Raw genomic sequence first — 24,245 nt, forward strand, 5'->3', positions numbered from 1 at the left:
GCCATGGATAGAGTCGTCGGGATTTAAAGGGTAAAGCAAAGTTTGATTATAAACTTTGCTTTTTTACTTTTATCAAGAATATGCTTAAGAAGAGACGTGTCATACTTTTATCAGCAGTGGTTGCCATAGGTGTACTATTGGCACTTAACTATTTTTTGGGACAAAGGGTAGGACAAGACCAGCTTTCCAAACCCATAGAGCAGAAGATACAAGAAATAGAATCGGGTTTTGACGAGGATTTTATAGCTATTCTGATGAAGAACAGACCGGATGAAGCTTTGACATTTGCAAATCTTCTCGTTCCTAGCCACCATCCTTATTATGTTTTTGATAGTGAGGGGGAATTGGTTTTTTGGTCGGATTTCATACACTATGTGGATTTTGAATCCATAGATAGATCCAAGCCCCATCAGTACTTGGAGGATGCCAAAGGCTCATATTATATAAGATTAAGGCATATCAAAAGGTTTGATCAGAACTATTCCCTGGTTCAACTATACCCTTTAGGCTATAAAAGAGAAGTTCAAAATGATTTTTTGATATCAGGACTCAATCCTGAGGTCTTTGGAAATAATGGGGTGAAATTACTGGGCAAAAGCCAGCCTGGAGCATATGATATCAAGAGTATAAAAGGGGAGTTTATCTTTTCTGTAGGCTTTGAGGCTGGTTATCAACCTGTCGCAAAAAGCAGGAATCTGACACTTTTGGTGTTTTTCTTTTCATTGCTTCTATTGACTCTCATCATAGGGTATGGTTTTGTCTATGCGATATGGAGTAAGGGAAAAAGGTATTTGGCGATCATGTATGCATTTGGGATATTGTTTGCCATCAGGGCATTTATGATTTTTTTCAATTTTCCACAGAGCTATTTTGATTTCCCGTTGTTTGATGCCAAGAACTATGCTTCTTCTTGGTTCAACCCAAGTCTGGGAGACTTGCTACTGAACACTCTTTGTACCTTGGTGATATTCTCCATGATGTTGGGGGTTCTTGTAAGCAAAAGATTTCAGGAGGAATTCAATTCATTTAGCGCTAGGTTCAAAGTTGGGCTTTTTGTGGTCTTGGCTTATTTTGGTTCTACAGCCTTGCTGGCACTTTTTTATGGATTGTACATAAATATCCTGAGCAATTCCCAATGGGATTTGAATATTTTGTCCATCCCGGCATTTGATTACCTTAAATTTATCAGCTTGCTGATTGTGTTTTTTGGGGGAGCTATGTACATGTTGTTCTCGATATTGGGGGTCAATTTGGTTTTGAATGGGAATAGGGTGTCAAAATCCGATGCGCTTCGTTGCCTCGTGTATTATTCAATTCCGGTAGGGTTGGCAATCGGGTATTTCAACTGGGTTTATCTGATTGCATTCATAGCTCATTTGATTTTGTTGATATCGATTATCAGTTTTGAACTTTACAAGAATATTTTCAAGTTGGGATTCAATACCTTTCTCACTTTTTTCTTTGGATGCTTTATAGGGGCGATAATCACAGGGATCGCATCACACCAAGTTTATCTGGAAAGACAGCAACAGGCAAAAATCAGGTTTGGAACGCAACAATTGGTAGAGAATGATGTAATGGCAGAGTTTTACCTAGCCGGAATCATGGATAGGATAAAGTCAGATCTTTTTATCAAAAACACGATTGCAGATCCATTCCAGTCCAATGAAGCCGTAGGGAGAAAAATCAAAAAATTCCATATTGGAAATTATTTCGACCAGTACGATTTGAGGATAAAGGTTTTTAATACTTCTGGGGACAACATTTTGGATAGGCTGGATGAGGAAAAATTGCAGCATTTAAGATTGAGCTATATCAAGAGTGATTTTGCCACTACTGTTCGTGATTTATATTTTGTTAAGAGAGGAAAAGAAGGCGTAGGCAATAGGTATATTTCATTCATTCCACTGTATCGTGAAAACTTATTTATAGGAACCATATTTTTGGAATTGAGACAACTGAAAATCCAACCAGGTTCTGTCTTTCCTAAGTTGATGATGGACAGAAAATACAACCTAAACGTCAATGATCGGAATTATGATTATGCAATATTTTCTGACGGGGAGCTACAGTATTCGGTGGGGATCTTCAATTACCGTGCTTTGGACTTAAGTACGTTCCAAAATCAGTCAAAACTATTTACCCAAGGTATATACGTCAGGAAATACCATCACCTAGGCCTATCGAATGATGATAGGATGGTCGTCGTGTCATCACCGATTTATCCACTTTATTATATCCTTGCAGATATATCACTTTTCTTTGTTTCGTTTATTATTCTTACACTTATCAGCGTCTTCTTGTTTACACTGAAACAGGGGTTGGGAAGATTCAATTTCAATTATGCCACCAAACTTCAGATGTACCTGAATTTTGCATTTTTCTTTCCGATTTTGACCATCAGTTTGATCATTATCGGGCTTTTGACCAATTCTTACAGAGAAGAACTCAATAGGCAATATTTCCAAAAAGCATCCTTGGTAGGGGATAATCTTTCTGCAGTGTTGGAGAAGCAGGCGATAGGTGAGGCTGACAAAGATGACTTTGTGGAGATGGTGAATAATCTTGCCGGAACTACAAATGTGGAGATCAATGTATTTGATGCCGAAGGGCAAATGATGGCAACTTCCCAACCCAATACCTTTGATAAAGGCATATTGACAAAATTTATCAATCCACGTGCGATTGTCGAAATCGTAGAAGGGCAAAATAACCGTACATTGTTGGATGAAGAAATAGGGGCATTGCACTACAAGTCGGTGTATTTGGCTATCAGGTCTTCGGATAGCCAGCAGATCCGTGCGATCGTAGCAATTCCGTTTTTTGAGTCTGAGTCGGAATTGGATTTATTGATTGCGGATGTATTGAGCAACATCGCCAATATCTTTGTGCTGATATTTATCCTGTTTCTTTTTGTATCTTATTTCGTGTCCAAAAACCTGACTTTTCCATTCAATCTTTTGACCCAAAAGTTAAAAACTACGGATTTGGATAGTAATGAACCTATGTATTGGCCTTCAAATGATGAAATAGGGCTTTTGGTAAATGAATATAACAATATGCTTTTCAAGCTGGAGGCCAGTAAAAAAATACTGTCCAATACAGAGAAGGAGTCTGCTTGGAGAGAAATGGCCAAGCAGGTAGCCCACGAAATCAAAAATCCCTTGACTCCCATGAAATTGACCCTTCAGCACATGCTTAGGCTACAGGCTATGGGGAGCTTGGATGATCCTGCAAAATTGAAAAAACCAATTGAGACCCTCATCAACCAGGTGGATACCTTGAGTGACATTGCCACTTCATTCTCGACTTTTGCCAAAATGCCTTTGCCGAAAAATGACCTGATGGATTTCAGAAAAGTTGTTTTGGAAACAATCGAGTTGTTCAAGAACAGGGAAAAAGGTACAGTCACCTTTGAAGATTTGACCTCTGGAGCTGAGGTTCCGGTCATGGGAGATGACCAATTGTTTGGAAGAGTGATAGCCAACCTGATCATCAATGGAATCCAGGCTGTAGATGCCAGGAAGAAACCTCAGATAAAAGTGTATTTGAAGGTAGAAGACAACAAAGCTGTCTTACAGATCAGTGACAATGGCAAAGGGATTACGGAAGAATTGAAAGACAAGATTTTTATCCCGAACTTCAGTACAAAATCAGAAGGCTCAGGATTGGGGTTGGCTATAGCAAAAAGAGGGGTAGAGACAGCCGGTGGCAAAATTTGGTTTGAAACCCAAGTAGGAAAAGGTTCTTCTTTTTTCCTGTCTTTTGAAATATTACCTTAGGGCAATATTGAGATGCCAATGCTTGCTTTGAGACGCTTAGTTTTATTAGGGTTGTTTTTGACAAAGGTCTCAGTATTGTCGTTCGCACAATCTGGGGTAAAGTGCAAGTGGATTGATGTTGAGGTTCTGAAAAATGATTTTTTGTTGGATTCTCTTTCAGTCATTGAAGAAAGTATCACAATAAGGAATAAGACGGCTAGGTCTTATAATTTTTCATATCATTTGAATTCTGGAAAAATAAGAGTAGATCTTAATAATGATTCTCAAATTGATTCTTTACAAGTCTGTTATCGGGTTTTTCCTTACAGTTTACACCACCAAGCAGCCAAGCGGACCTTGTTGTTGGATTATGATTCCATGGCCATGTTCCGCAACAACAGGGTAGAAGCTATTCCGAGTTTTGACTTTCGGGAGGAGTTGTTTCCTTCCACCAATTTGAATAAATCGGGAAACCTGACACGGGGAGTGTCCTTTGGGAATACCCAAAATGTTTTTGTGAATTCATCCCTCAATCTACAAATGAGTGGGGCACTTTCTGAAAACCTAAACATCCGTGCAAGTATCACTGATCAGAATGTGCCTTTTCAACCAGAAGGAAACACACAACAACTTCAGGATTTTGACAATGTATTGGTGGAAATTTACAATGATAAATTCAATCTTTCTGCCGGTGATGTGGTCTTGAGACAGCGGCAATCGGAGTTTTTGCGCTATTATAAAAATGTCCAAGGAGCCCAACTGACTACTGATTATCAGATTGGGGATCGATGGAAGGCTTCTACCCAAGTGGCAGCATCGGTGGCAAAAGGTAAATTTGCATCCATGCAGCTTGAGGTGATGGAAGGGACTCTTGGTCCATATAGGATTCCCGGTCCTCAAAACGAAAGGTTTGTCATCATCATGGCAAATTCCGAAAAAGTGTTTTTGGATGGAAAACAATTGCAGCGAGGTTTCAATTACGACTATGTGATAGATTACAACCAAGGGGAAATTACATTCACACCCAAAGTCCTGATCACGCAATATTCAAGGGTAAGAATTGATTTTGAATATGCAGAGAGAAATTTTTCCAGATCAATCTTGACTGCAAACCATATTCAGGAAACTGACAAGCTTTCTTTTTACATGAATTTCTACAGGGAACAGGATAATAGAAATAGACCTTTGTTCTTTGATTTTTCAGATACGGAGAAGCGTTTGTTGGCATCAGTCGGGGATGATCTGGACGCCGCCGCTGTGCCAAGGGTAGATTCGGTAGCTTTTGATGTCAATAGAATATTGTATAGGAAAGTGGAAGCATTTGACGACAGGGGATTGCCGGTTGTTTTTTATGAATATTCGACTGATCCCGAAAATGCTCATTTTGCTATTGGATTTTCTGAAGTTGGCTTGGGAAATGGGGATTATATCAGACGACAACAGCTCTCCAATGGCCCAGTCTTCGAGTATGTTCCGAGGGTAAATGGTGTTGCACAGGGGAGATATTCTATCCTTTCCCCTCTTCCAGCTCCCAACAAAAGACAGATGTTTACAGCAGGATCGAGATTTAAATTGAATAAATACGAGCAGATTTATACTGAAATGGCTTTTTCCAACACTGATGAGAATCTGTTTTCCGAATTGGACAATGAAGACAACAATGGTTTTGCGATCAAATCCGGTGTGGTTTCAGAGAATAGGACGTTTTCAAAATTGAAGGATTATACTTTCAATGCATTGACGGAAATGGAGTACAATTCCCAGAGTTTTGGTTTTATTGATCGCTTGAGGTATATCGAGTTTGATAGGGACTGGAGTTTGACGCCCGAGGACTTGCAAGACCCCGGAAGTGAGCGGATTTTCAATGCGCAATTGGCTTTATATAAAAATTTAGACCAATCCATCTCTTACCGTTTCAACCTGAGGAATAGAGGGAATATTTTATCAGGAACACAACATTTGGCAACTTTCAACCAGAAGATAGGCGAAAGGGTTTTTATCAAGAATGATTTTTTTAGGTTGGACAGTGATGTCAGAAACTTGAAGTCAGACTGGCTGCGATATACAGGTGATGTGAGCTACAGATCCAAGGTACTCGTGCCGGGCTACAAGCTGATGCTTGATAGAAATACAGTGAGGGATATCGAATCCGATTCAGTCGTAAGTACTGCTATGAATTTCATTGAGCAAGTAGTCTATTTGAAATCAAATGACACTTTGCCCTATTCGTTTTTTGTAGATGCCAGTTGGAGACAGGATCAGTTTCCTATAGGAGGAGAGATGTTGCCGGATACGGAAGCATTTGCTACAAACTATGGGTTGCAGCGTAAGTTTGGCAACCATGATTTCAAAGGGACTTTCACTTACAGGGAATTAAGGTTCCTAAGAAACTCGAACGAGGTAGAGACTACAGTGCTTGGAAAGATTGATTATCTCAGCAGTTTGTATGATGGGAATATCAGAAATGAGTTGTCGTATGCTTTGGGAAATGGTCGGGAGTTTAGACGGGAGTATGTGTTTTTGCCAGTACCGACTGGGGAAGGTACGCACGCTTGGCGGGATGATAACGAAGATGGGATCCAGCAATTGAATGAGTTTTATATTGCTGTGAATCCAGAGGAAAAGAGTTTTATCAAAGTTTTTGTACCAACTACTGACTTTATCCAGGCATACTCTACCATATTCAATTATAGATTGAATGCCAAATTTCCTGATGATTGGAGAAAAGAAGGTGGTTTGAAATCTTTCGTCCAGAAGTTTTCTAATACCACCAGTTTGAGTGTCGAAAAGAAAATTACATCCAATGAGTTTTGGGAAAGGGTCAATCCATTTGTGGGTGGTTTTGCTGAGGAAGACTTGATATCTGTCAGGCAGGTAATCAGGACTTCATTTTTCTTCAACAGGGCCTCTCCAAAATATGGCTTTGACCTATCCCTGTTTGACAGCCAAAACAAACAGCTTTTGGCTGGTGGTTTTGAGGATTTGATGCAAAAAGATTGGCGTCTGAATTCCAGATTCAATTTCAACCCCAATTTTAATTTTCGGTTTGTGTTGTTTTCGGGAGAGAGAATAGCAGCTTCTGATTTTTTGGAAAACAGAAATTATAGAATAGAACAAGTTGGCTTAGGACCGGAATTCGCTTGGCAACCTAGTAGCATTTTTCGTTCTACGATTATGTACCAATTCACCAATAAAACCAATGTCGCAAATGTCGAGTTGGAAGAAAAGGCATTGTTGCATCAGATGGCGCTGGATTTGAGATATTCCAAGGCAATCAAAACCACCATCAATACCAACCTGAAATATATCCGTATCGACTACAATGGATTGGCAAATTCCCCGACCGGCTATGAAATGTTACAGGCATTGACAGTTGGCAATAACCTTACCTGGACTTTTAATTGGCTTCAAAAAATAGGGGAAGGCTTGCAGATGAATATGGTCTATGAGGGCAGGAATTCCCAGGGTTTGGGAAGGTTGGTCCATGTCGGCAGAATGCAGGTGACAGCATTGTTTTAAGGGAAGCAATATTTTTGAAGCTGGGATAAAACATGACATCAATCATGTTTTCAGCTTATTTTAATCACGTAAATACACTTCTGAGGGCTATAGCTTTGTGTCAAAGATCACAAAAAGCTATGCAAGTGAAAGAAGGGCTTGACTCAAAACTATTAATACCAGAAGAATTGATTGAAAAGCATTATTGCAATCAATTGCCTGCTGGTTTCGGTGAACTCCTGGAAAATAACGGGAGCGGTTTGGATTGTGTCGACAATCATTCACCAAGTTTGATCACAGCATATTTGCCCAATGTATTGAATTGGCTACATGAGATGGAGATTCCAAGAGTCTTTGAAGAAAATCCATGTTCCATTCCGGTTTTGTTATACGAGGAAAAACTATCAACTGACCATTTGCTTTTTCATTATGATGGGACACCAGCTTCCGGGGATTTGATCAGGAACTTTATAGCCTTGTTCCAAAACAATATCAAGGGAAGCAAAGCAACGATCATTTCACCTTCATTTATACCAAAATCTAAGATGAGGGAAGAGCAGGAGCTGATCCAGTTGGTTAGCGAAAATACCCATGAGACCTCTTTCATAAAATTCAACTTCACGAGAATCGGAGACTTCTGGTCTTATGCTGTCAAGCATCATTGTACCATGCTCGTAACTTCAAAATATTATCAGGCAGATTTGGCAAAAGTCCTTTTCCATTTCTACAAAGGTGGAATGTGGTACAAAAACCTATCGTTTTATCTTTCTTATTGATTTTTTCTATCAAAAAACTGAAAACCGGATTAGTAAAGCAAACCATCAAGATGTCTAAAACAAGCAAAATATACGAGCCAAAAGATAGAACCAGCTGTTACCACTGCGGTGAAAGTTGCTTGGACGAAGTGCTTCATTTTGATGAAAAGGAATTTTGCTGCTCTGGGTGTAAGCTTGTATATGAGGTGTTGAATGAAAATGACCTTTGTGCATATTATGAAATAGCGGAAGCTCCCGGCACCAGTTTGGGAAATTCGAAAGCCAAGGACAACCGCTTTGATTACTTGGATGATCAGGAGATCATAGACCGTTTGGTTAATTTTCAGAATGAATCAGATACACATATCACATTCACCATTCCATTGATCCATTGTGCTTCCTGTATTTGGTTGCTTGAGAATTTGCACAAGCTAAATAGTGGGATTGTTTCAGGAAGAGTGGATTTCATCAAAAAGAAAGTTCAGGTAAAATATAAAAGAGATCAAATAAGTCTTAAGGAACTGGTTCAATTACTTACCAAAATCGGGTATGAGCCATCGCTAAACCTGGCAGATATTGATAAGAAAAAAGTACAGTTTACTGACAGGAAATTGATTTTCAAGCTCGCCGTTGCTGGATTTTGCTTTGGGAATATGATGCTCTTTAGCTTGCCGGAGTATTTTGCGGAAGCGGAATTGTTGGGGAAAGGTTTTAAGAAGACTTTCAATTACCTAAATGTCCTGCTGTCTTTACCGGTGTTTTTCTACGTAGCCACAGATTACTACAAGTCCGCTTGGTTGGCACTGAAGAACAGGGCTGTGAATATGGACGTACCCATAGCGCTTGGGATCGTTACACTATTCTCCTATAGCCTGTATGATATTTTTCTTTTGGGAAATGAAGGTTACATGGACACTCTGGGAGGACTATTGTTTTTCTTGTTGATAGGTAAATATTATCAACAGAAGACTTACGATACGCTGTCTTTCGACCGTGATTATAAATCATATTTTCCAGTGGCCGTTACCAAGTTGGTCAAAAATGAAGAAGAAGTGATCCCTTTGATCAAACTGAAAGTAGGGGATATCATCAGGGTCAGAAATGAAGAATTGATACCGGCTGACAGCATTTTGTTGGATGGGGATGCTTACATAGATTATAGTTTTGTGACAGGAGAAGAAGTCCCCGTCGCCAAGAAGCAGGGTGAATTGATCTATTCAGGGGGAAGGCAAAAAGGTGAAGTATTGACTTTGACAGTCCAAAAATCTCCTTCCCAAGGCTACTTGACAGATTTGTGGAACAATGAAGCATTTGAAAAAGAGAAAGTAAATAGCCTTGGGAATTTGGCAAACAAGGTTTCGGGCAAGTTTACTTTGGTTGTATTGATCATTGCACTTTCGGCTTTGGTTTATTGGATTGTACAAGGTCAGGTGGGTTTGGGTGTATTGACATTCACTTCTGTATTGATCATCACTTGCCCTTGTGCATTGGCTATGTCCACGCCATTTACTTTGGGCAATACCTTGAGGGTATTTGGGCAAGGGAAGTTTTACCTGAAAAATTCCCAGACTATCGAGAAAATAGCCAAAATAGACACGGTTATTTTTGACAAGACAGGCACCTTGACTTCTCCAAACCAAGCAAAGGTGAATTATGTAGGGGAAACACTGTCGGGAGAATCGAAAGAGATCATCAAAGCTTTGGTCATGCAATCTACCCATGCCTTAAGCAATAGGATCAATTCGTTTTTGGATGGGGTGAAGCCGGCTAAGATAAGTTTGGTTCAGGAAGTACAAGGAAAAGGATTGGTTTGCCGATACAAAAACCAAGAGTTCAGATTGGGGTCAAGTGACTTTGTCAAAGCCTCACTGGAAGGTCTGCCAGAAGGGGGCAATTTGGTGTTCTTTGCTGTGGAGGATTATGTGTTGGGCTATTTCTTTATTCAAAGTGGCTTGCGGAAAGGTATCCAAGAAGTAGTTTCCCAAGTCCAGCAAGACAGGGAAGTGCATTTGCTTTCGGGTGACCAAGATCACGAAAGGTTGAATTTAAGAAAGGTTTTCGGAGAGGGTATTTCCATGAACTTCAACCAAGGCCCCAGTGACAAGCTTGCTTACATCAAGTATTTGAATAGTCAAGGCGCAAATACAATGATGGTAGGGGATGGCTTGAATGATGCGGGTGCTTTACGGGAAAGCCATGTGGGGATCGCAGTGACGGATAAAGTGACAAACTTTTCCCCTGCTTCGGATGCAATCATGGATGCGTCTGTCATTTCGAAGCTTCCGGCATTTTTAGACTTTACCAAGACAAGCAGGAATATCATCAAGGCAAGTTTTGGGTTGAGTTTTACCTACAATATAGTTGGGGTTTACTTCGCTGTACAAGGTTTGGTCAGTCCTGTATTCTGCGCAATCCTGATGCCGATCGGCAGTATTTCTGTGGTCATATTTACTACACTCACGACCAATTATTTGGCATACAAACGAGGTCTAAAGGATAAAATCTGGTAAGCATGGAAGTCATATTCATATTGATAGCAATAAGTTTAATCCTGGCAGGTTCATTCCTCTACCTATTCTTCAGGGCAATGAAAGATGGGCAGTTTGATGATAGTCATACCCCGGCGATTAGGATTCTATTTGAAAACAAACAGTCAAAAACCGATAAAAAAACACCAACAAATAAAATAAAGTAAGTATGTCAGGTACAACATTGGAACAGTTCAGTTACGACAACAAGATCGTAAAATACTTCGGCGTAGCCACCATAGCTTGGGGTATCGTCGGGATGTTGGTAGGGGTATTGGCAGCTACCCAGCTGTTTTTGCCCGAAGCCAACCTAGGAAATCCCTATACCACATTTGGGAGGATTCGTCCGCTCCATACCAATGCAGTGATCTTTGCGTTCGTGGGGAATGCAATTTTTGCTGGGATCTATTATTCCATGCCAAGATTGCTCAAGACACCCATGTGGAGCAAAGCACTCAGCTGGTTTCACTTCTGGGGATGGCAATTGATCATTCTTTTGGCTGCTATCACATTACCTTTGGGATTGACAAGTTCCAAGGAATATGCGGAATTGGAATGGCCAATTGATATCTTGATTACAGTGGTTTGGGTGGCTTTTGGAGCCAACATGATAGGGGCTTTGATCAAGAGAAGGGAAAAACACATGTATGTAGCCATATGGTTCTATATGGCCTCTTTCGTGACGATCGCTGTTCTGCATATTTTCAATTCACTTGCGCTTCCCGTATCATTCTTCAAGAGTTACTCTGCTTATGCGGGTGTCCAGGATGCTTTGGTCCAGTGGTGGTACGGACACAATGCGGTGGCATTCTTCCTTACTACCCCTTTCTTGGGTTTGATGTATTACTATTTGCCGAAAGCAGCAAACAGACCAGTCTATTCCTATAAACTTTCTATTATTCACTTCTGGTCTTTGATTTTCCTGTATATCTGGGCAGGACCTCATCACTTGCTTTATACCGCATTGCCTGAGTGGGCTCAGATTCTTGGTGTTGTGTTTTCTATCATGCTGATTGCTCCGTCTTGGGGTGGTATGGTCAATGGGCTTTTGACCTTGAGGGGAGCTTGGGACAAGGTGCGGGTTGATCCAGTTTTGAAATTCATGGTCGTGGCAGTCACTGCTTATGGGATGGCGACCTTTGAAGGACCCTTGCTTTCTCTTAAAAATGTAAATGCCATTGCCCATTATACGGATTGGATTGTAGCACACGTACACATCGGTGGATTGGGCTGGAATGGGTTCTTCACCTTTGCGATGCTGTATTGGTTATGGCCAAAGATGTGGAAAACAAACCTTTATTCCACAAAATTGGCAACGACCCATTTCTGGTTGGGTACGATAGGGATTTTGTTTTACGCACTTCCAATGTATGTGGCAGCTTTGACCCAGTCATTGATGTGGAAGGAATTCTCTGATGCTGGAAGATTGGTCTATCCTAACTTCTTGGAGACTGTCGTGCAAATAGTACCAATGTACATGCTGAGAGCTTTTGGTGGTGTATTATATCTATCGGGTGTATTCTTGATGGTTTACAACATGTTCAAAACAGCCAGCCAAGGAACTTTCGTGCCAGAAGAAGCTGACGAAGCACCTGCATTGACAGCACACAAGGAAGAAAAAGGGGAGTTTTGGCATAGGGCATGGGAGAGAAAACCTATTTTCTTCACGATCCTAGCTACTGTAGCTATTTTGATAGGTGGTGCGATTGAGATTATCCCGACTATTTTGGTGAAGTCAAATGTGCCAACCATATCAAGTGTGGACCCATATACGCCACTGGAATTGCAAGGAAGAGACCTTTATATTTCCCACGGTTGTGTGGGTTGTCACTCCCAGATGATCCGGCCTTTCCGTTCTGAAACCGAGCGTTTTGGAGAGTATTCCAAGGCAGGAGAATTTGTTTATGACCGTCCGTTCCTATGGGGGTCTAAGCGAACTGGGCCAGATTTACATAGAGTGGGAGGCAAGTATCCCGATAGCTGGCACTATCACCACATGGTAGACCCTAGAAGTATGTCTCCAGGATCTCTCATGCCGCCTTATCCATGGTTGGCTACAAATACAATGGACCACGAAGATGTGCCAGCCAAGATCAGAACCTTACAGAAACTGGGAGTTCCATATCCTGAAGGCTATGATCAGCAAGCCAATGTTGACTTGCAGGTTCAAGCAGAAGAGATTGTCGCAAGCTTACAGTCTGCAGGAGTAGAAGTAATGCCCCAATCAGAAATAGTAGCACTGATTGCCTACCTCCAGCGATTGGGTACGGATATCAAAAAGACAGCAAACACTAACCCATAATCGGCAAAACCATGAAAAAAGATATCTTAAGTTCCATAGAGAACATAGAAATCTATCCAATCATCTCCCTTTTGATCTTTGTGATTTTCTTTGTAGGGATGTTTATATGGGTAGTCAAAGCAGATAAAAATTACATCAATCATATGAAAGACCTGCCTTTCGATGATGAATCACAAAAGAACAGCGGCTATGAAAAAGTTTAAAATCTTATTTACTGTCCTGATAAGCTTCTTTACAACGCTTTCAGCATTTGCTCAGACTAGTGAAATGTCCTGGGTCAATAAATTCCAAGAAATGGACAGCAGCCAATTGACACTTCTGGTGATTTTGGGTGTGGTTTTAGGAGTAATCCTATTGCTGTTGGTTTTGATGATTTACCTCATGTCATTTATGGTGACTGTATTCAAAAGTCAAAATCCAGCATTGGCAGAACAGCCGTCATGGTGGGATGAATTCAAATTGAAATACATCGTGGGCAAAATGAAACCAGTGGGGGGAAAAGAAGAACAGGAGATGATGCTGGATCATAGCTATGACGGAATTGTAGAATTGGATAATCACATGCCTCCATGGCTTGCCAACGTCTTCTATATTACCATAGCTTTTGCGATAGCTTATTTCACATATTATTCTGTCTTGGGCTTGGGTAAGACCCAACTGGAAGAATACCAAGAGGAGTTGAAAATTGCTGCCATCCAAGCTGAAGAATACAAAGCTTTGGCCTTGAGTTCGATTGATGAAAATACGGTAGTGTTTGATTCCTCGACGCCAGCCATTACTTCCGGTAGATCAATCTACGAGGCAAATTGTGCTGCCTGTCATGCCACTGATGGCGGAGGTGGCATCGGTCCAAATATGACGGACGAATATTGGATCCATGGAGGTGGTATTGCAGATATATTCAAGGTAGTCAAGTATGGTGTTGTGGAAAAGGGAATGATCCCTTGGCAGGATCAACTGAGCCCCGAAGAAATGCAAAATGTTGCGAGTTATATCCTGACGCTCCAAGGCACAACTCCAGCTAATCCAAAAGAACCTCAGGGCGAAAAATACGAACCTGCCATCGAGGAGCCATTGGATGCACTGACTGAGGATGAATTGGAATTGGTTCCTGTAGAGGAAGAAGAGAATTAAAATAGTGGAGAAAATGAATAGCAAGAAAGGGGTTTTCGATCCAAACAGCTTCAGGGATTCTTTGGGGACGGTGCAGGATGATGGGAAAAGAAACTGGGTGTACCCTAAGAAGGTGTCCGGGAAATTTTACCGATGGAGAACTTATCTGTCTTGGGTTTTGCTGGCAATCTTATTTGCCGGTCCCTTTATCCAGGTAGGAGGAAGACCTTACATGCTATTCAATATTTTCGAAAGGAAATTTATCATCTTCGGTGCTGCATTTTGGCCGCAAGATACGCATTTGCTAATCTTCTTGCTGCTCATTTTCTTCGTGTTTATTATTCTGTTTACAGCGGTTTTTGGAAGGGTCTTCTGCGGATGGGCCTGTCCGCAGACGCTGTTTATGGAAATGGTTTTCCGCAAGATAGAATACTGGATTGAAGGGGATGCCAACCAGCAACGAAAACTCAATGCAATGCCTTGGGATTCGGAAAAAATCTGGAAGAAAGGAATGAAGATGTTGATTTTCACTTTCATTTCCCTATTGATTTCACATACTGTCATGGCATATTTGATAGGAGTGGATCAAGTGAAAGAAATTGTCAGCCAGCCTCCTTCTGCCCATTTGTCTGGATTTATTGGCTTGATGGCCTTTACCGGGATTTTTCTCTTTATATTTTCTTGGTTTCGGGAGCAGGCTTGTATCGTAGTCTGTCCCTATGGAAGGTTGCAGGGGGTATTGTTGGATGCCAATTCCATCAATGTAACCTATGACCATGTTCGTGGTGAGCCTAGGGGGATGATCAGAAAAAATAAGATAGAAGAAACTCCAAAAGGTGATTGCGTAGATTGTAGTTTGTGTGTGCAAGTTTGCCCTACGGGCATTGACATCAGAAATGGCGTGCAGATGGAATGTGTCAATTGTACTGCATGTATTGATGTCTGTGATGAAGTGATGGTCAAAGTGGACAGGCCGACAGGATTGATCCGATATGCATCGGACAACAGTGTGCTTAAACAAACACATAAGCTGCTAACTCCAAGGGTGAAGCTCTACTCTTTCTTATTGTTGGTTTTGGTAGGAGCTTTCGTTACGCTGATTGCAACTAGGGATGATTTGGGAGCAACAGTCACACGGTTTAGGGGGATGACCTATCAGGCTAGAGATACTGGAGAGATCAGTAATCTATACGAAGTGTCATTTATCAACAAAACCTTTGATTCACAAGTCGTAGAATTGAAGGCTGAAAATCCGACATACCAAGTAGAGGTGGTTGGTGACCAAAACTGGACGCTGGAAGGGCAATCGAAGTTCAATGGCAGATTTTTCTTGGTTACGGATCAAAAAGAGGTCAAGACAAACCAAGATTATGTAGTATTGTTGCTGCTTCAAAATGGAAAGGTGATTGACAAGATCACAACAAGTTTTGTAGGACCGATTTCAAAAGAATAATTAACTCATAAAAGGAAAAATATGGACTGGGGAAAAGGAATAGTATTGGTTATAACTGTTTTTGTGTTGTTTATGGCTGGCTTGGTTACCATATGTGTCAAGCAGGATGATATACATTTGGTCACTCAAAATTATTATGAAGAGGAAATCAAATACCAAGATCAGATTGATAAAATCGTCAATGCACACACATTGGATTATGAAGTTTTGACATACAACACACAGCTCAAAAAAGTAGTGATGAATCTTCCTGTAGGATCAAAGGGTACTTTGCATTTGTTCAGGCCATCAGATGCCAGGTTGGATCAGAAAATCGATTTTCAGCTACTCAATCCGGCTGAAAATACAGTTGATGTCACCTCTTTGAAGGCTGGATATTGGAAGGTGAAGTTGACTTGGGAAGAGAATGGGGTAGCGTATTACGAAGAGAAAAAAATCAATATCTAAATGGTTTGGACAGCGTTTTTATTGGGATTTTTGGGTTCATTTCATTGTCTGGGAATGTGTGGGCCTATTGCTTTGGCTGTTTCAGCGAAGGACAATGCCCCATTTTTACGCAATAAGATCATCTACAATCTCGGGCGAACGCTTACCTATTCCATGTTGGGGGCAGTGGTCGGAATGATCGGGTTTTCTTTGGCTTTGGCAGGGATTCAGCAATGGATCTCTATTGGAATGGGGGTATTGATTTTGTTGATGGCATTTTTTTACAAACGTTCAGAAAGGATCATCACGCAATCAGGTCTGTTTGGAGCTGTGTACAAATTGAAGTCATCTTTGGGTTATTTCTTAAAAAAAGGAGGAAGTAAAGCGTTTTTTGCCTCTGGATTGTTGAATGGACTGTTGCCTTGTGGCATGGTTTATATCGCATTGATAGCTTCATTGGCTTTGCAAAATCCATTACAAGGGGCTGTTTATATGTTTTTCTTTGGATTGGGGACCATTCCTATGCTGATTGGCGTGATGGTATCAGGAAAAATCCTCTCCCTAAAAATCCGTACAAAACTTACTAAATCCCTCCCATATTTTGCGATGTTTATTGGGATTCTCTTTATTGTGAGAGGTTTGGGGCTCGGAATCCACTACGTAAGTCCGAAGCTTCAAATTTTTGACTATGGAATAGAACAGGTTGGGATTACTATTTGTAGGTGACGGAAAAGAAATGAGAAGTTGGGCAAATCTCTCGCAGAGATCGCTAAGGCGCAGAGATCCGCTGGAGATATGTGAAATTAGAAGCGGAATAAGAGAAAACCAAGTGTGTTTTCTACGATTATGTCACCTCGACGGCAGGAGAGGTCTCGCCCCGTCTCTAGCTTCTCGCATCTTGGCTCTTCTTTTCACTCTCCGCGATACTTTGCACATTTCAATTCTTTGCGTGATTGACTAAAATCTTCAATCTAAAATAACTTCCCCCTAAATCGCCTTACTAAACCCAAACAATTTTTTTTCATTTTCCTGCATTCTTTTGTCAAATACACAGCAGATATTACGGAGAAAGGGAAGCCCTGCCGGCAAAATCCGCAATCCGGTAGCATTGAATTTCAATAAACCTTCATTTTGGAATGCATGTAACCTTGTCAAACTTACTTTTCCGATTCGGTTATAAAAGTCAAATTCCCATGCGATAACCTGATTACAGATGAGTTGTAAGATCAGATTTCTTGTCTCAATATCTTCTTGGGTCATGACATGGCTTTTGTTTATGGCAAACTCTTCCTTTTGGACTTGCACTTTGTAGTGTTCTATTTCTTTGGGATTTTGCCTATAGACATAATAAATATCAGAAATGGCGCTGTTTCCCAGGCCTATTAGGATTTTTGAAGGGGAAGTGGTGTAGCCCATAAAGTTTCGGTGGAGGCTTTTGTTTCTTTTCGCTTGGTACAGCGGGTCATTTTCCAGTGCAAAATGATCCATTCCGACTTCTTTATATCCCATCGTAGCCAAGATTTCCTTCCCTTTTTCATAGAGTCCGCGTTTTTCTATTTCTAAAGGAAGATCTTTCTCAAAACTTTTTTGTGCAGGGAATGCCGATGGTAAGTGCGCATAGCTGTAGAATGCAATCCTATCAGGTTTCAGCATGGAGACTTTTTCGAATGTGTTCATGATCGTTTCTATCGTCTGTTTTGGCAAACCATAGATCAGATCAAAATTGATTGAATCATAACCAATCTCTCTTGCTATTTCTGTAGCTTCTTTGACCTTCTCAAAAGGCTGGATTCTATGGATGGCTTTCTGGACTTCAAGATCAAAATCCTGGATTCCGTAGCTGACTCTCCGAAAGCCCAAATCATATAGTGTTTGTAAATGCTCTCTGGTCGTATTATTTGGGTGTCCTTCAAAGCTCAGTTCCGCATTTTCCATCAACACAGAAGTCTCAAGGATAGATGAAATCATCAAATTCAATGATTCGGGAGAAAAAAATGTAGGTGTCCCCCCGCCCAAATGGATCCCTGCCAATTTTGGATACATTCCCAAGGTACGAAGATATGAATGCCATTCTTTGATGACTGTTTCGATGTATGAAGTCTCCACAGTATGGTTCTTTGTGATTCGCTTGTTGCATCCACAGTAGGTACAAAGACTTTCACAATAAGGAAGGTGGATATATAAAGTGATGCCCTCTGACTCTCCAAAATCTTCGTAAGCCATGTTGACTTGCTTTTTCCATTTGGTTTGGTCCAAATCGTTTGCCCAAAGTGGTACAGTTGGATATGAGGTATATCTTGGGACTGGCACATTGTATTTTTTGAGGAGTATTGATTGGCTTTCCATATTTGAAATTAGATTATCCTCAAATTTCCCGGAATTATACGGTATTTTTGATGATCAAAATTGGAAGAGGAGCTGATAAAAATCATGGTTTAAATAAACCTGTTCATGATGGGAATGCCTTCGATTTCCCGATTGATGGAATGTGGCTTTTAGCTATAAAGGTTTTGTCTAAACAACAATGACAAATTCACGATGATTTCTCCCCATCAGTTACTCTATGAGACAATAATTTTCAAATTCAACAAGGAAATATGTACCAAAAGAAATTCACCCAAATAGATTACACAAAACAATACTTGGAAAAGGGAGAATACGAAAGCTGTGTTTTTAGCAATTGTGATTTTTCCAATGCAGATTTATCAGGGATAGTTTTTATTGATTGTGAGTTTGTGGCATGCAATCTTAGTATGGCAAAGCTTTTTAAGGCTTCCTTCCAAGATGTTGTTTTTAGGGACTGTAAGCTTTTGGCTTTGCGGTTTGACAAGTGTGAGCCTATCGGTTTGGCATTTACTTTTTCTGATTGTGTGATGGATCACGCTTCCTTTTACCAATGCAAAATCCGGAAAACAAAGTTTCAGAAATGTAGGTTGCTCGAAGTGGATTTTGTACAGGCTGATCTGGCTGGCTCCGTTTTTGGGGATTCAGATCTTGCTGGAGCGATTTTCGAAAGGACAAACCTTGAGAACGTGGATTTTCGATCAGCATATAATTTTAACCTGAATCCTGATGCCAATAGATTGAAGAAAGCAAAGTTTTCTTTGGAAGGGGTGAAAGGTTTGTTGGGGAAGTATGGGATAGAAATTTCCTGAAATTTGCAAACCTTTCAGGTTTTGTTGATTGGCAGTTTTTTATAAAAGCAATTGGGTGGAACCTGGAAGGGTTTTCTTCCTTATCTAAGCTGCTGATTATGTGAATGGGGCGCGGATTTTTGGGATTTCCCAGACTACAGGATAGTTTTTTTGGGTGAAATTGATATTTTAGGAAATCCATTAAACCCAAAATGATATGAAATCCAATCAATTAGATACTTCCAGAAGAAGTTTTTTGCTCAAATCATCCACATTTCTAACAGGCTCTGTCTTCCTGAACAGTATTGCAGAAGCCTTGGTATTGCATGATAATCCCAACCAGAAGATGCGGATAGCACTTGTTGGGTTGGGTGTAAGAGGTGTAAATATGTTTGGCAAACAGGTAAAGCAAGATTATGACGATAAAATTGAATTTGTCGGTTTTTGTGATATCAACCCGGGTCGTCTCGAATTTGGAAAGAAGCATATAGGGGCAGATTGCCCCACATTTATTGATTTTGACCAAATGCTTGTTGATACCAAACCTGATTTGGTTATTGTCACTACGGTGGACAATACCCACCATACTTTTATCATAAAAGCACTGGAGTTTGGGGCAAATGTTGTCACCGAGAAGCCCATGACTACGGATGAAGACAAATGTCAACAGATCTTGGATGCTGAACGAAAGACAGGGAAAAAAGTCATTGTCACCTTCAATTATAGGTATTCTCCACACAGACAACGCATTTATGAAATCCTCCGGAATGGGGACATCGGGGATGTTACTTCTGTTGACTTCCATTGGTATTTGGATACCTCCCATGGTTCTGACTACTTTAGGAGATGGCATGGGTACAAAGAGAAAGGAGGGACACTTTTGGTGCATAAATCGACCCATCATTTTGATTTGTTGAATTGGTGGCTAGATTCAGACCCAGAGGAGGTTTTTGCTTATGGTTCACAGGAATTTTATGGGAAAAATGGGGCTTTTCGCCATACCAATTGCAGACCTTGTCCGCATAAAACCAATTGCGATTTTTATTGGGATATCACCAAAAGCCAACACATGGTAGACCTCTATGTAAACAATGAGCACCATGATGGTTATTTGAGGGATGGCTGTGTGTTCCGTGAAGATTTGGATATTTATGATAAAATGGCTGTTCAGATCAGGTATATGAATGGAGTCCAAGTCAGCTACTCTTTGACTTCCTATTCCCCATATGAAGGCTATAGGATTGCGTTCAATGGAACCAAAGGAAGGGTAGAGGCTTGGATTAAGGAAAAGCAACCTTGGGAAGAAGCGAATGTAGATGAGATCAGACTGACCAAAAACTTTGGGAAAACTGAGATTATCAGTATTCCCCACGGAAAGGGGGGGCATGGTGGAGGAGATATTAGGTTGAAAGATAAGCTATTCAAGGATCCAAGCATGTCAGACCCTTATCGTCAGTCAGCAGGTACACGGGATGGAGCACTTTCGATTTTGGTTGGCATAGCTGCGCGCAATAGTATAGAAAGTAACCTTCCTGTGAAAATCGCAGATCTTACTGATATTGAATTGAAAAAATCCGGAAGGGGTGCATAAGTCTTTCTGGAATAATGTTTTGTGATTATCTGATGCTTTGTCTGCAAGTAATCATGTTAGATGTTGCTGGATTCGTCAACAGTCAACGGATAACAAAAGGACTGGAACAATCATATTTGGTTTCGTAAATGGTTGCTGGCAAGAAAGCGGATGTATATTGATAATTTAACGAGAAGACAAAAGTAAAGCCCTAAAGCAGATGTTTTTAATTGCTTTAGGGCTTTACTGATTTTTGGCAACTTACCATGCTTACATCATAGTAATGCTTGTTTGTTGCAGGTTTTTCATCTGGTGATTGGATCTAAAATCTTGATGGGAAAATGAATCAAGATCTATTCTGCTTCAATACTCCATATATTCTTCCACCAAAGCAACTGCTCCACATATACCGGTTTCATCAAGGTCGGAAATGATGATTTTGAGGTTCTCCTTGACCGAAGGGTATAGGAAAGTATCAATGGTTTCGTACATGCTATCTTTGAAGTAAGGGTAGGCCTTGCGGATAGATCCGCCCAAAACAATGGCTTCTGGAGCCAAAGTATAAAGGATGTTTTTGACAAGCTCCCCTAAATGCTTTCCGTATTGCACAAAAGCTTCCAATGCCATTTCATCACCATTCTCAGCCAATTTGGCAAGGGATTTTGGCTTCTTTCCATATTCGGAAATGAAGAATTTGCTTCCACAATAAAACTCAAATGTTTTGTCCAGATACTTTACAGAACACCATTCACCAGCAGCTGAATTCACCCCGTTGTATAGGTGGTTGTTGACAATAATGCCAGACCCAAGTCCAGTGCCTAAAGTGATTCCAACAAGATGTTTGAAATCCCTTGCCGTGCCGAACCGATGTTCTCCCAAGATAAAGCAATTTGCATCATTGTTGATGCATACAGGTATATTGAACCAGTTTTCCAAATATTTTTTTAGTCCTACCTTACGGAAAGAAGGGATGTTGTAAAGGTTTAATACAATGCCATTCTCAACATCTACCAAGCCCGGTATACCGATGCCAATAGCTCCAATTCCATGATGTTTATAAGTGGCTATAAATTTGGCAATTGTTTCCAAAACTACCTCTTGGCTTTCATTTGCCGGAGTGGGTATGCTTCTGATGTCGAGAAGTTTTTCCCCAATAAGTATTCCCCCTTTGATATTGGTGCCGCCAATATCAAGTCCCAAAATAGGTCTATCGAATTTCATCAGAATCAAAGTTAATTTAAGTAGGATTGATGTAAAAGGAGAAAATGAACCTTCATTTCCTCCTTTTGAAATAGGCTTGAGCGTAATGTTATTATAAGAATCCTTCTATGGATTTTTCCAATTCACGTGCATGGGCAAGGAATTCCTGCACATTCATATCCTTGAAGAAAATAAGACCGTGGCTGGATCGGACTTTTGCAGTTTCATGGAGATAGAAATAATTTTTGCCCAAAAGTAATTGAATATCCTGAAGTTGGTTTACCCAGATACGTTTGGCGACGGTACTGAATTTTCCGTTGTGCGAATAGCTGGGAAATGAAGCATTCACTTGGCTGAGGTAACAATTGCTGAAAGAATCTTCCATGACAGACATGTCACCCAAAGAAACTGGGACGATTACATTTGCTTCGTGCGGCTCAAATTTGAACCAGACGTTTCTGTATCCGATGATTCTCAGGTTACTCAAATCTTCTTCTTCACTCCATTGACGGACAGCTTCTGCGGTAGCCTGGAGAACTTTGTAATGCGTATCTGGTCCTGAACCTTCTGGATCTAGGGTGAGGCTGAGCTTGGTTGGCTTTACTTTTCGGAACATCTCCAAAATAGGTTCTACATCCCGCTTTTTGTCAGGCTGCTCCGTGAAAATATCTCCTGTATAGAACCCCAGTCTCAAATGATGAACATTCTTTACCTGTACACCAAAATGTGCCCAAACCAATTCTTCTTCAAACTCACGGATCATCCCTTTGAGTTTTTGGATTTTTGGTGGGTTCTTTTCCCCATCATATGAATTGCGCAAAATACTGATGACATCGTTGATGGTTTCCCGTAATTTCTGCTTGTTCTTGACTTCAAAAATCGTCACAATAGCTCGGATAACCCTGTGGCAAAGCCCCCTCAGTCTTTGGCTTGGATTTTCGGATGCCACATTGGTAAGGAAATGATAGACATCTTTGTCGGTTTTTAGCTTGTAGCCTGCCTCGAAAAAATCCTCATAATGAACCATCTGAATCTCTCCTGAGTCCAATAATTTTTTGGTATGCAGCAAGGTGTCTATGACAAAAGTATTTGTTACCGCTGTAAAGCCTGAAGTCAATACAGAGAAATGTGCTTCGTTGGAGTTTTCCTGAAGTTGGTTGGTGATATGGGGAAGGATTCCCAAAGAAATATCATCATGGTGGGGCCCTGTGTGAAGCAATACTTCGTTTTGTTCTTTACTGGTTCCCCTGTTGAGCTTTTCAACCATGCTTTCCATTACTTTGTTGACGGTATCTTCCGAAAGGTCTGGGATTAGCGAGGCATATTTGTCATTCTTAAGGTCTTCTATTTTGAGACGATGTCCGTATTTTTTCAGTCTTTTGCAAAGATCAATGACTGCGCGTTCGGTTTTTTCCCAAGTCCATTCACCTTGCTGATAATAGCTGTCAATGGAGTCAGTCAATTTTGTTGCAGCTCCTTTTGTCAAATAGAATCTTCCATTTTTCAATTTTTGAAGTGAAGTCGCTGGATAGACATTGTCCAGTGGTGTCTCTAGGGATTCTTTGACAATTTGTGCTTTCGCTTCCCCGGCTGCAATAATGATTGCTACAGCGTCTGGATTGTAAGTGATTGTTTCCAATCCAATAGTTATCACCAATCTGTTGGAAGAGACTTCGATACCACCCAAATCTCCAGCTGCTACAGCCTGTGTTTCGAAATTTGTCTCAGTCAAGCGTGTTGTGGAAAAAATATGTGAGCCTCTGGTGTTGAAAGCTATGTGTCCATCTGGGCCAATTCCTCCCAAGAAGAAACCAATTCCTCCCTTATCCCTGATTTTTTGTTCGTAGTCCCCACACCACTTGTCTATAAGGTAAATGGAATCTTGCTGGATTTTTTCCTCCTGATTGGTAGGCTCCCTGAACCTCAATGAGAGATCTACCTTCAGGTCTGGAAATACCTCCTTGAAATTCCTGCCACCAGCCAATGGGATTTCATTGGAATTGATCAGAATCGCATTGTCTTTGCTCAAACCAAAACCTTCTAGGTAAAATTGGTTTACATAGTGGTAAAAACTATTGTTTTGACTGGATGAAATCGGATAGAACTCGTCAATCTGTACAAATGTCAGGTCTTTCAAAATCGGCTTGCTGACTTTGTCTAAGCCATATTTCTCCCTTACATCTTTCCCTTTTTTATTATCCCAATTCTCAAGCAAAAATTTAGTCCATTTGATGAAGTATTCAGGGGTTTTTCCGGTAGGAAGACTGATGACTCCTTTTGGGTTTAGGGAGACCCATTCCAAAAATCTACATGCGGTGATCAAACCTAGTTTTGGAAAGTTATCGACCAGAAGATAGGGGATCAGAGTACTGGTGTTTTGCTGCCCAGATTCTTTTTGAAAGGCTTTTTCTACTTCGGATAGTGGATAATTGCTAAGCATATGTGAAAAGGATTAATTGATTAATGGCGTTATTCTGTATCTAAATTGTCAATTGACTTGATGAC

The 24,245-nt window shown here is 40.7% G+C and carries 17 protein-coding genes; 14 read left to right on the forward strand and 3 right to left on the reverse strand.

What is annotated here, in order from left to right; all coding sequences use genetic code 11:
• Nucleotides 1-80 precede the first annotated feature (80 nt).
• Genes ACFSKL_RS19970 through ACFSKL_RS20020 form a run of 11 tightly spaced genes read left to right on the forward strand, consistent with a single transcriptional unit; the run spans nucleotide 81 to nucleotide 16,562 of the window.
• A complete protein-coding gene (locus ACFSKL_RS19970; protein WP_376888690.1) occupies nucleotides 81-3,782 on the forward strand; it encodes a sensor histidine kinase in 3,702 nt (1,233 codons plus the stop codon).
• An 18-nt stretch (nucleotides 3,783-3,800) separates the two neighbouring features.
• On the forward strand, nucleotides 3,801-7,280 hold the full coding sequence (locus ACFSKL_RS19975; RefSeq protein ID WP_376888692.1) for a hypothetical protein: 3,480 nt from the start codon (nucleotides 3,801-3,803) through the stop codon (nucleotides 7,278-7,280).
• A 32-nt stretch (nucleotides 7,281-7,312) separates the two neighbouring features.
• A complete protein-coding gene (locus ACFSKL_RS19980; RefSeq protein WP_376888693.1) occupies nucleotides 7,313-8,035 on the forward strand; it encodes a hypothetical protein in 723 nt (240 codons plus the stop codon).
• A gap of 50 nt (nucleotides 8,036-8,085) precedes the next feature.
• Nucleotides 8,086-10,524 (forward strand): heavy metal translocating P-type ATPase, encoded by a 2,439-nt coding sequence (locus ACFSKL_RS19985; protein WP_376888695.1) that lies wholly within the window; start codon nucleotides 8,086-8,088, stop codon nucleotides 10,522-10,524.
• Nucleotides 10,525-10,526: 2 nt separating this feature from the next.
• Nucleotides 10,527-10,709 carry a cbb3-type cytochrome oxidase assembly protein CcoS gene (ccoS, locus tag ACFSKL_RS19990; RefSeq protein WP_376888697.1) on the forward strand — a complete coding sequence of 61 codons (183 nt, stop codon included), beginning with the start codon at nucleotides 10,527-10,529 and terminating at the stop codon, nucleotides 10,707-10,709.
• A gap of 2 nt (nucleotides 10,710-10,711) precedes the next feature.
• Nucleotides 10,712-12,844, forward strand: a complete 2,133-nt coding sequence (gene ccoN, locus ACFSKL_RS19995) for a cytochrome-c oxidase, cbb3-type subunit I (protein WP_376888699.1) — start codon at nucleotides 10,712-10,714, stop codon at nucleotides 12,842-12,844.
• Between the two features lie 11 nt (nucleotides 12,845-12,855).
• Nucleotides 12,856-13,047, forward strand: a complete 192-nt coding sequence (locus ACFSKL_RS20000) for a cbb3-type cytochrome c oxidase subunit 3 (RefSeq protein ID WP_376888700.1) — start codon at nucleotides 12,856-12,858, stop codon at nucleotides 13,045-13,047.
• On the forward strand, nucleotides 13,034-13,978 hold the full coding sequence (locus ACFSKL_RS20005) for a cbb3-type cytochrome c oxidase N-terminal domain-containing protein (RefSeq protein WP_376888702.1): 945 nt from the start codon (nucleotides 13,034-13,036) through the stop codon (nucleotides 13,976-13,978). Before ACFSKL_RS20000 ends, ACFSKL_RS20005 begins: the two co-directional genes overlap by 14 nt.
• A 13-nt stretch (nucleotides 13,979-13,991) precedes the next feature.
• On the forward strand, nucleotides 13,992-15,410 hold the full coding sequence (ccoG, locus tag ACFSKL_RS20010; protein ID WP_376888704.1) for a cytochrome c oxidase accessory protein CcoG: 1,419 nt from the start codon (nucleotides 13,992-13,994) through the stop codon (nucleotides 15,408-15,410).
• A 21-nt stretch (nucleotides 15,411-15,431) separates the two neighbouring features.
• Complete coding sequence (locus ACFSKL_RS20015) at nucleotides 15,432-15,857, forward strand: FixH family protein (RefSeq protein WP_376888706.1); 426 nt, start codon at nucleotides 15,432-15,434, stop codon at nucleotides 15,855-15,857.
• Nucleotides 15,858-16,562 carry a sulfite exporter TauE/SafE family protein gene (locus ACFSKL_RS20020; protein ID WP_376888708.1) on the forward strand — a complete coding sequence of 235 codons (705 nt, stop codon included), beginning with the start codon at nucleotides 15,858-15,860 and terminating at the stop codon, nucleotides 16,560-16,562.
• 261 nt (nucleotides 16,563-16,823) lie between these two features.
• On the opposite strand, the gene hemN is transcribed toward ACFSKL_RS20020, so the two are convergent.
• Nucleotides 16,824-18,182, reverse strand: coding sequence for an oxygen-independent coproporphyrinogen III oxidase (hemN, locus tag ACFSKL_RS20025; protein ID WP_376888710.1), 1,359 nt, complete (start codon nucleotides 18,180-18,182; stop codon nucleotides 16,824-16,826).
• A gap of 50 nt (nucleotides 18,183-18,232) precedes the next feature.
• Here hemN and ACFSKL_RS20030 point away from each other — a divergent pair, with 50 nt between their 5' ends.
• The 3 genes from ACFSKL_RS20030 (at nucleotide 18,233) to ACFSKL_RS20040 (ending at nucleotide 20,561) form a co-directional block, all read left to right on the forward strand.
• Nucleotides 18,233-18,364, forward strand: a complete 132-nt coding sequence (locus tag ACFSKL_RS20030; RefSeq protein WP_376888712.1) for a hypothetical protein — start codon at nucleotides 18,233-18,235, stop codon at nucleotides 18,362-18,364.
• Nucleotides 18,365-18,433: 69 nt separating this feature from the next.
• Nucleotides 18,434-18,991 carry a pentapeptide repeat-containing protein gene (locus tag ACFSKL_RS20035; RefSeq protein WP_376888714.1) on the forward strand — a complete coding sequence of 186 codons (558 nt, stop codon included), beginning with the start codon at nucleotides 18,434-18,436 and terminating at the stop codon, nucleotides 18,989-18,991.
• A 196-nt stretch (nucleotides 18,992-19,187) separates the two neighbouring features.
• A complete protein-coding gene (locus tag ACFSKL_RS20040) occupies nucleotides 19,188-20,561 on the forward strand; it encodes a Gfo/Idh/MocA family protein (protein ID WP_376888716.1) in 1,374 nt (457 codons plus the stop codon).
• Between the two features lie 342 nt (nucleotides 20,562-20,903).
• Here ACFSKL_RS20040 and ACFSKL_RS20045 read toward each other — a convergent pair whose 3' ends face one another.
• Together ACFSKL_RS20045 and ACFSKL_RS20050 are read right to left on the reverse strand one after the other, a co-directional pair.
• Nucleotides 20,904-21,761, reverse strand: a complete 858-nt coding sequence (locus tag ACFSKL_RS20045; protein ID WP_376888718.1) for an ROK family protein — start codon at nucleotides 21,759-21,761, stop codon at nucleotides 20,904-20,906.
• Nucleotides 21,762-21,852: 91 nt separating this feature from the next.
• Entirely contained in the window at nucleotides 21,853-24,180 is a 2,328-nt protein-coding gene (locus ACFSKL_RS20050) for a glucosamine-6-phosphate isomerase (protein ID WP_376888720.1), read from the reverse strand.
• Nucleotides 24,181-24,245: the final 65 nt, after the last annotated feature.

Source organism: Belliella marina (assembly GCF_042682445.1).
Classification (GTDB): Bacteria; Bacteroidota; Bacteroidia; order Cytophagales; family Cyclobacteriaceae; genus Belliella; species Belliella marina.

Coding starts and splice junctions, on each gene's coding strand:
- ACFSKL_RS19970 (WP_376888690.1), top strand. CDS start 81: ATGCTTAAGAAGAGACGTGTCATACTTTTATCAGCAGTGGTTGCCATA.
- ACFSKL_RS19975 (WP_376888692.1), top strand. CDS start 3,801: ATGCTTGCTTTGAGACGCTTAGTTTTATTAGGGTTGTTTTTGACAAAG.
- ACFSKL_RS19980 (WP_376888693.1), top strand. CDS start 7,313: ATGACATCAATCATGTTTTCAGCTTATTTTAATCACGTAAATACACTT.
- ACFSKL_RS19985 (WP_376888695.1), top strand. CDS start 8,086: ATGTCTAAAACAAGCAAAATATACGAGCCAAAAGATAGAACCAGCTGT.
- ccoS (WP_376888697.1), top strand. CDS start 10,527: ATGGAAGTCATATTCATATTGATAGCAATAAGTTTAATCCTGGCAGGT.
- ccoN (WP_376888699.1), top strand. CDS start 10,712: ATGTCAGGTACAACATTGGAACAGTTCAGTTACGACAACAAGATCGTA.
- ACFSKL_RS20000 (WP_376888700.1), top strand. CDS start 12,856: ATGAAAAAAGATATCTTAAGTTCCATAGAGAACATAGAAATCTATCCA.
- ACFSKL_RS20005 (WP_376888702.1), top strand. CDS start 13,034: ATGAAAAAGTTTAAAATCTTATTTACTGTCCTGATAAGCTTCTTTACA.
- ccoG (WP_376888704.1), top strand. CDS start 13,992: ATGAATAGCAAGAAAGGGGTTTTCGATCCAAACAGCTTCAGGGATTCT.
- ACFSKL_RS20015 (WP_376888706.1), top strand. CDS start 15,432: ATGGACTGGGGAAAAGGAATAGTATTGGTTATAACTGTTTTTGTGTTG.
- ACFSKL_RS20020 (WP_376888708.1), top strand. CDS start 15,858: ATGGTTTGGACAGCGTTTTTATTGGGATTTTTGGGTTCATTTCATTGT.
- hemN (WP_376888710.1), bottom strand. CDS start 18,182: ATGGAAAGCCAATCAATACTCCTCAAAAAATACAATGTGCCAGTCCCA.
- ACFSKL_RS20030 (WP_376888712.1), top strand. CDS start 18,233: ATGATCAAAATTGGAAGAGGAGCTGATAAAAATCATGGTTTAAATAAA.
- ACFSKL_RS20035 (WP_376888714.1), top strand. CDS start 18,434: ATGTACCAAAAGAAATTCACCCAAATAGATTACACAAAACAATACTTG.
- ACFSKL_RS20040 (WP_376888716.1), top strand. CDS start 19,188: ATGAAATCCAATCAATTAGATACTTCCAGAAGAAGTTTTTTGCTCAAA.
- ACFSKL_RS20045 (WP_376888718.1), bottom strand. CDS start 21,761: ATGAAATTCGATAGACCTATTTTGGGACTTGATATTGGCGGCACCAAT.
- ACFSKL_RS20050 (WP_376888720.1), bottom strand. CDS start 24,180: ATGCTTAGCAATTATCCACTATCCGAAGTAGAAAAAGCCTTTCAAAAA.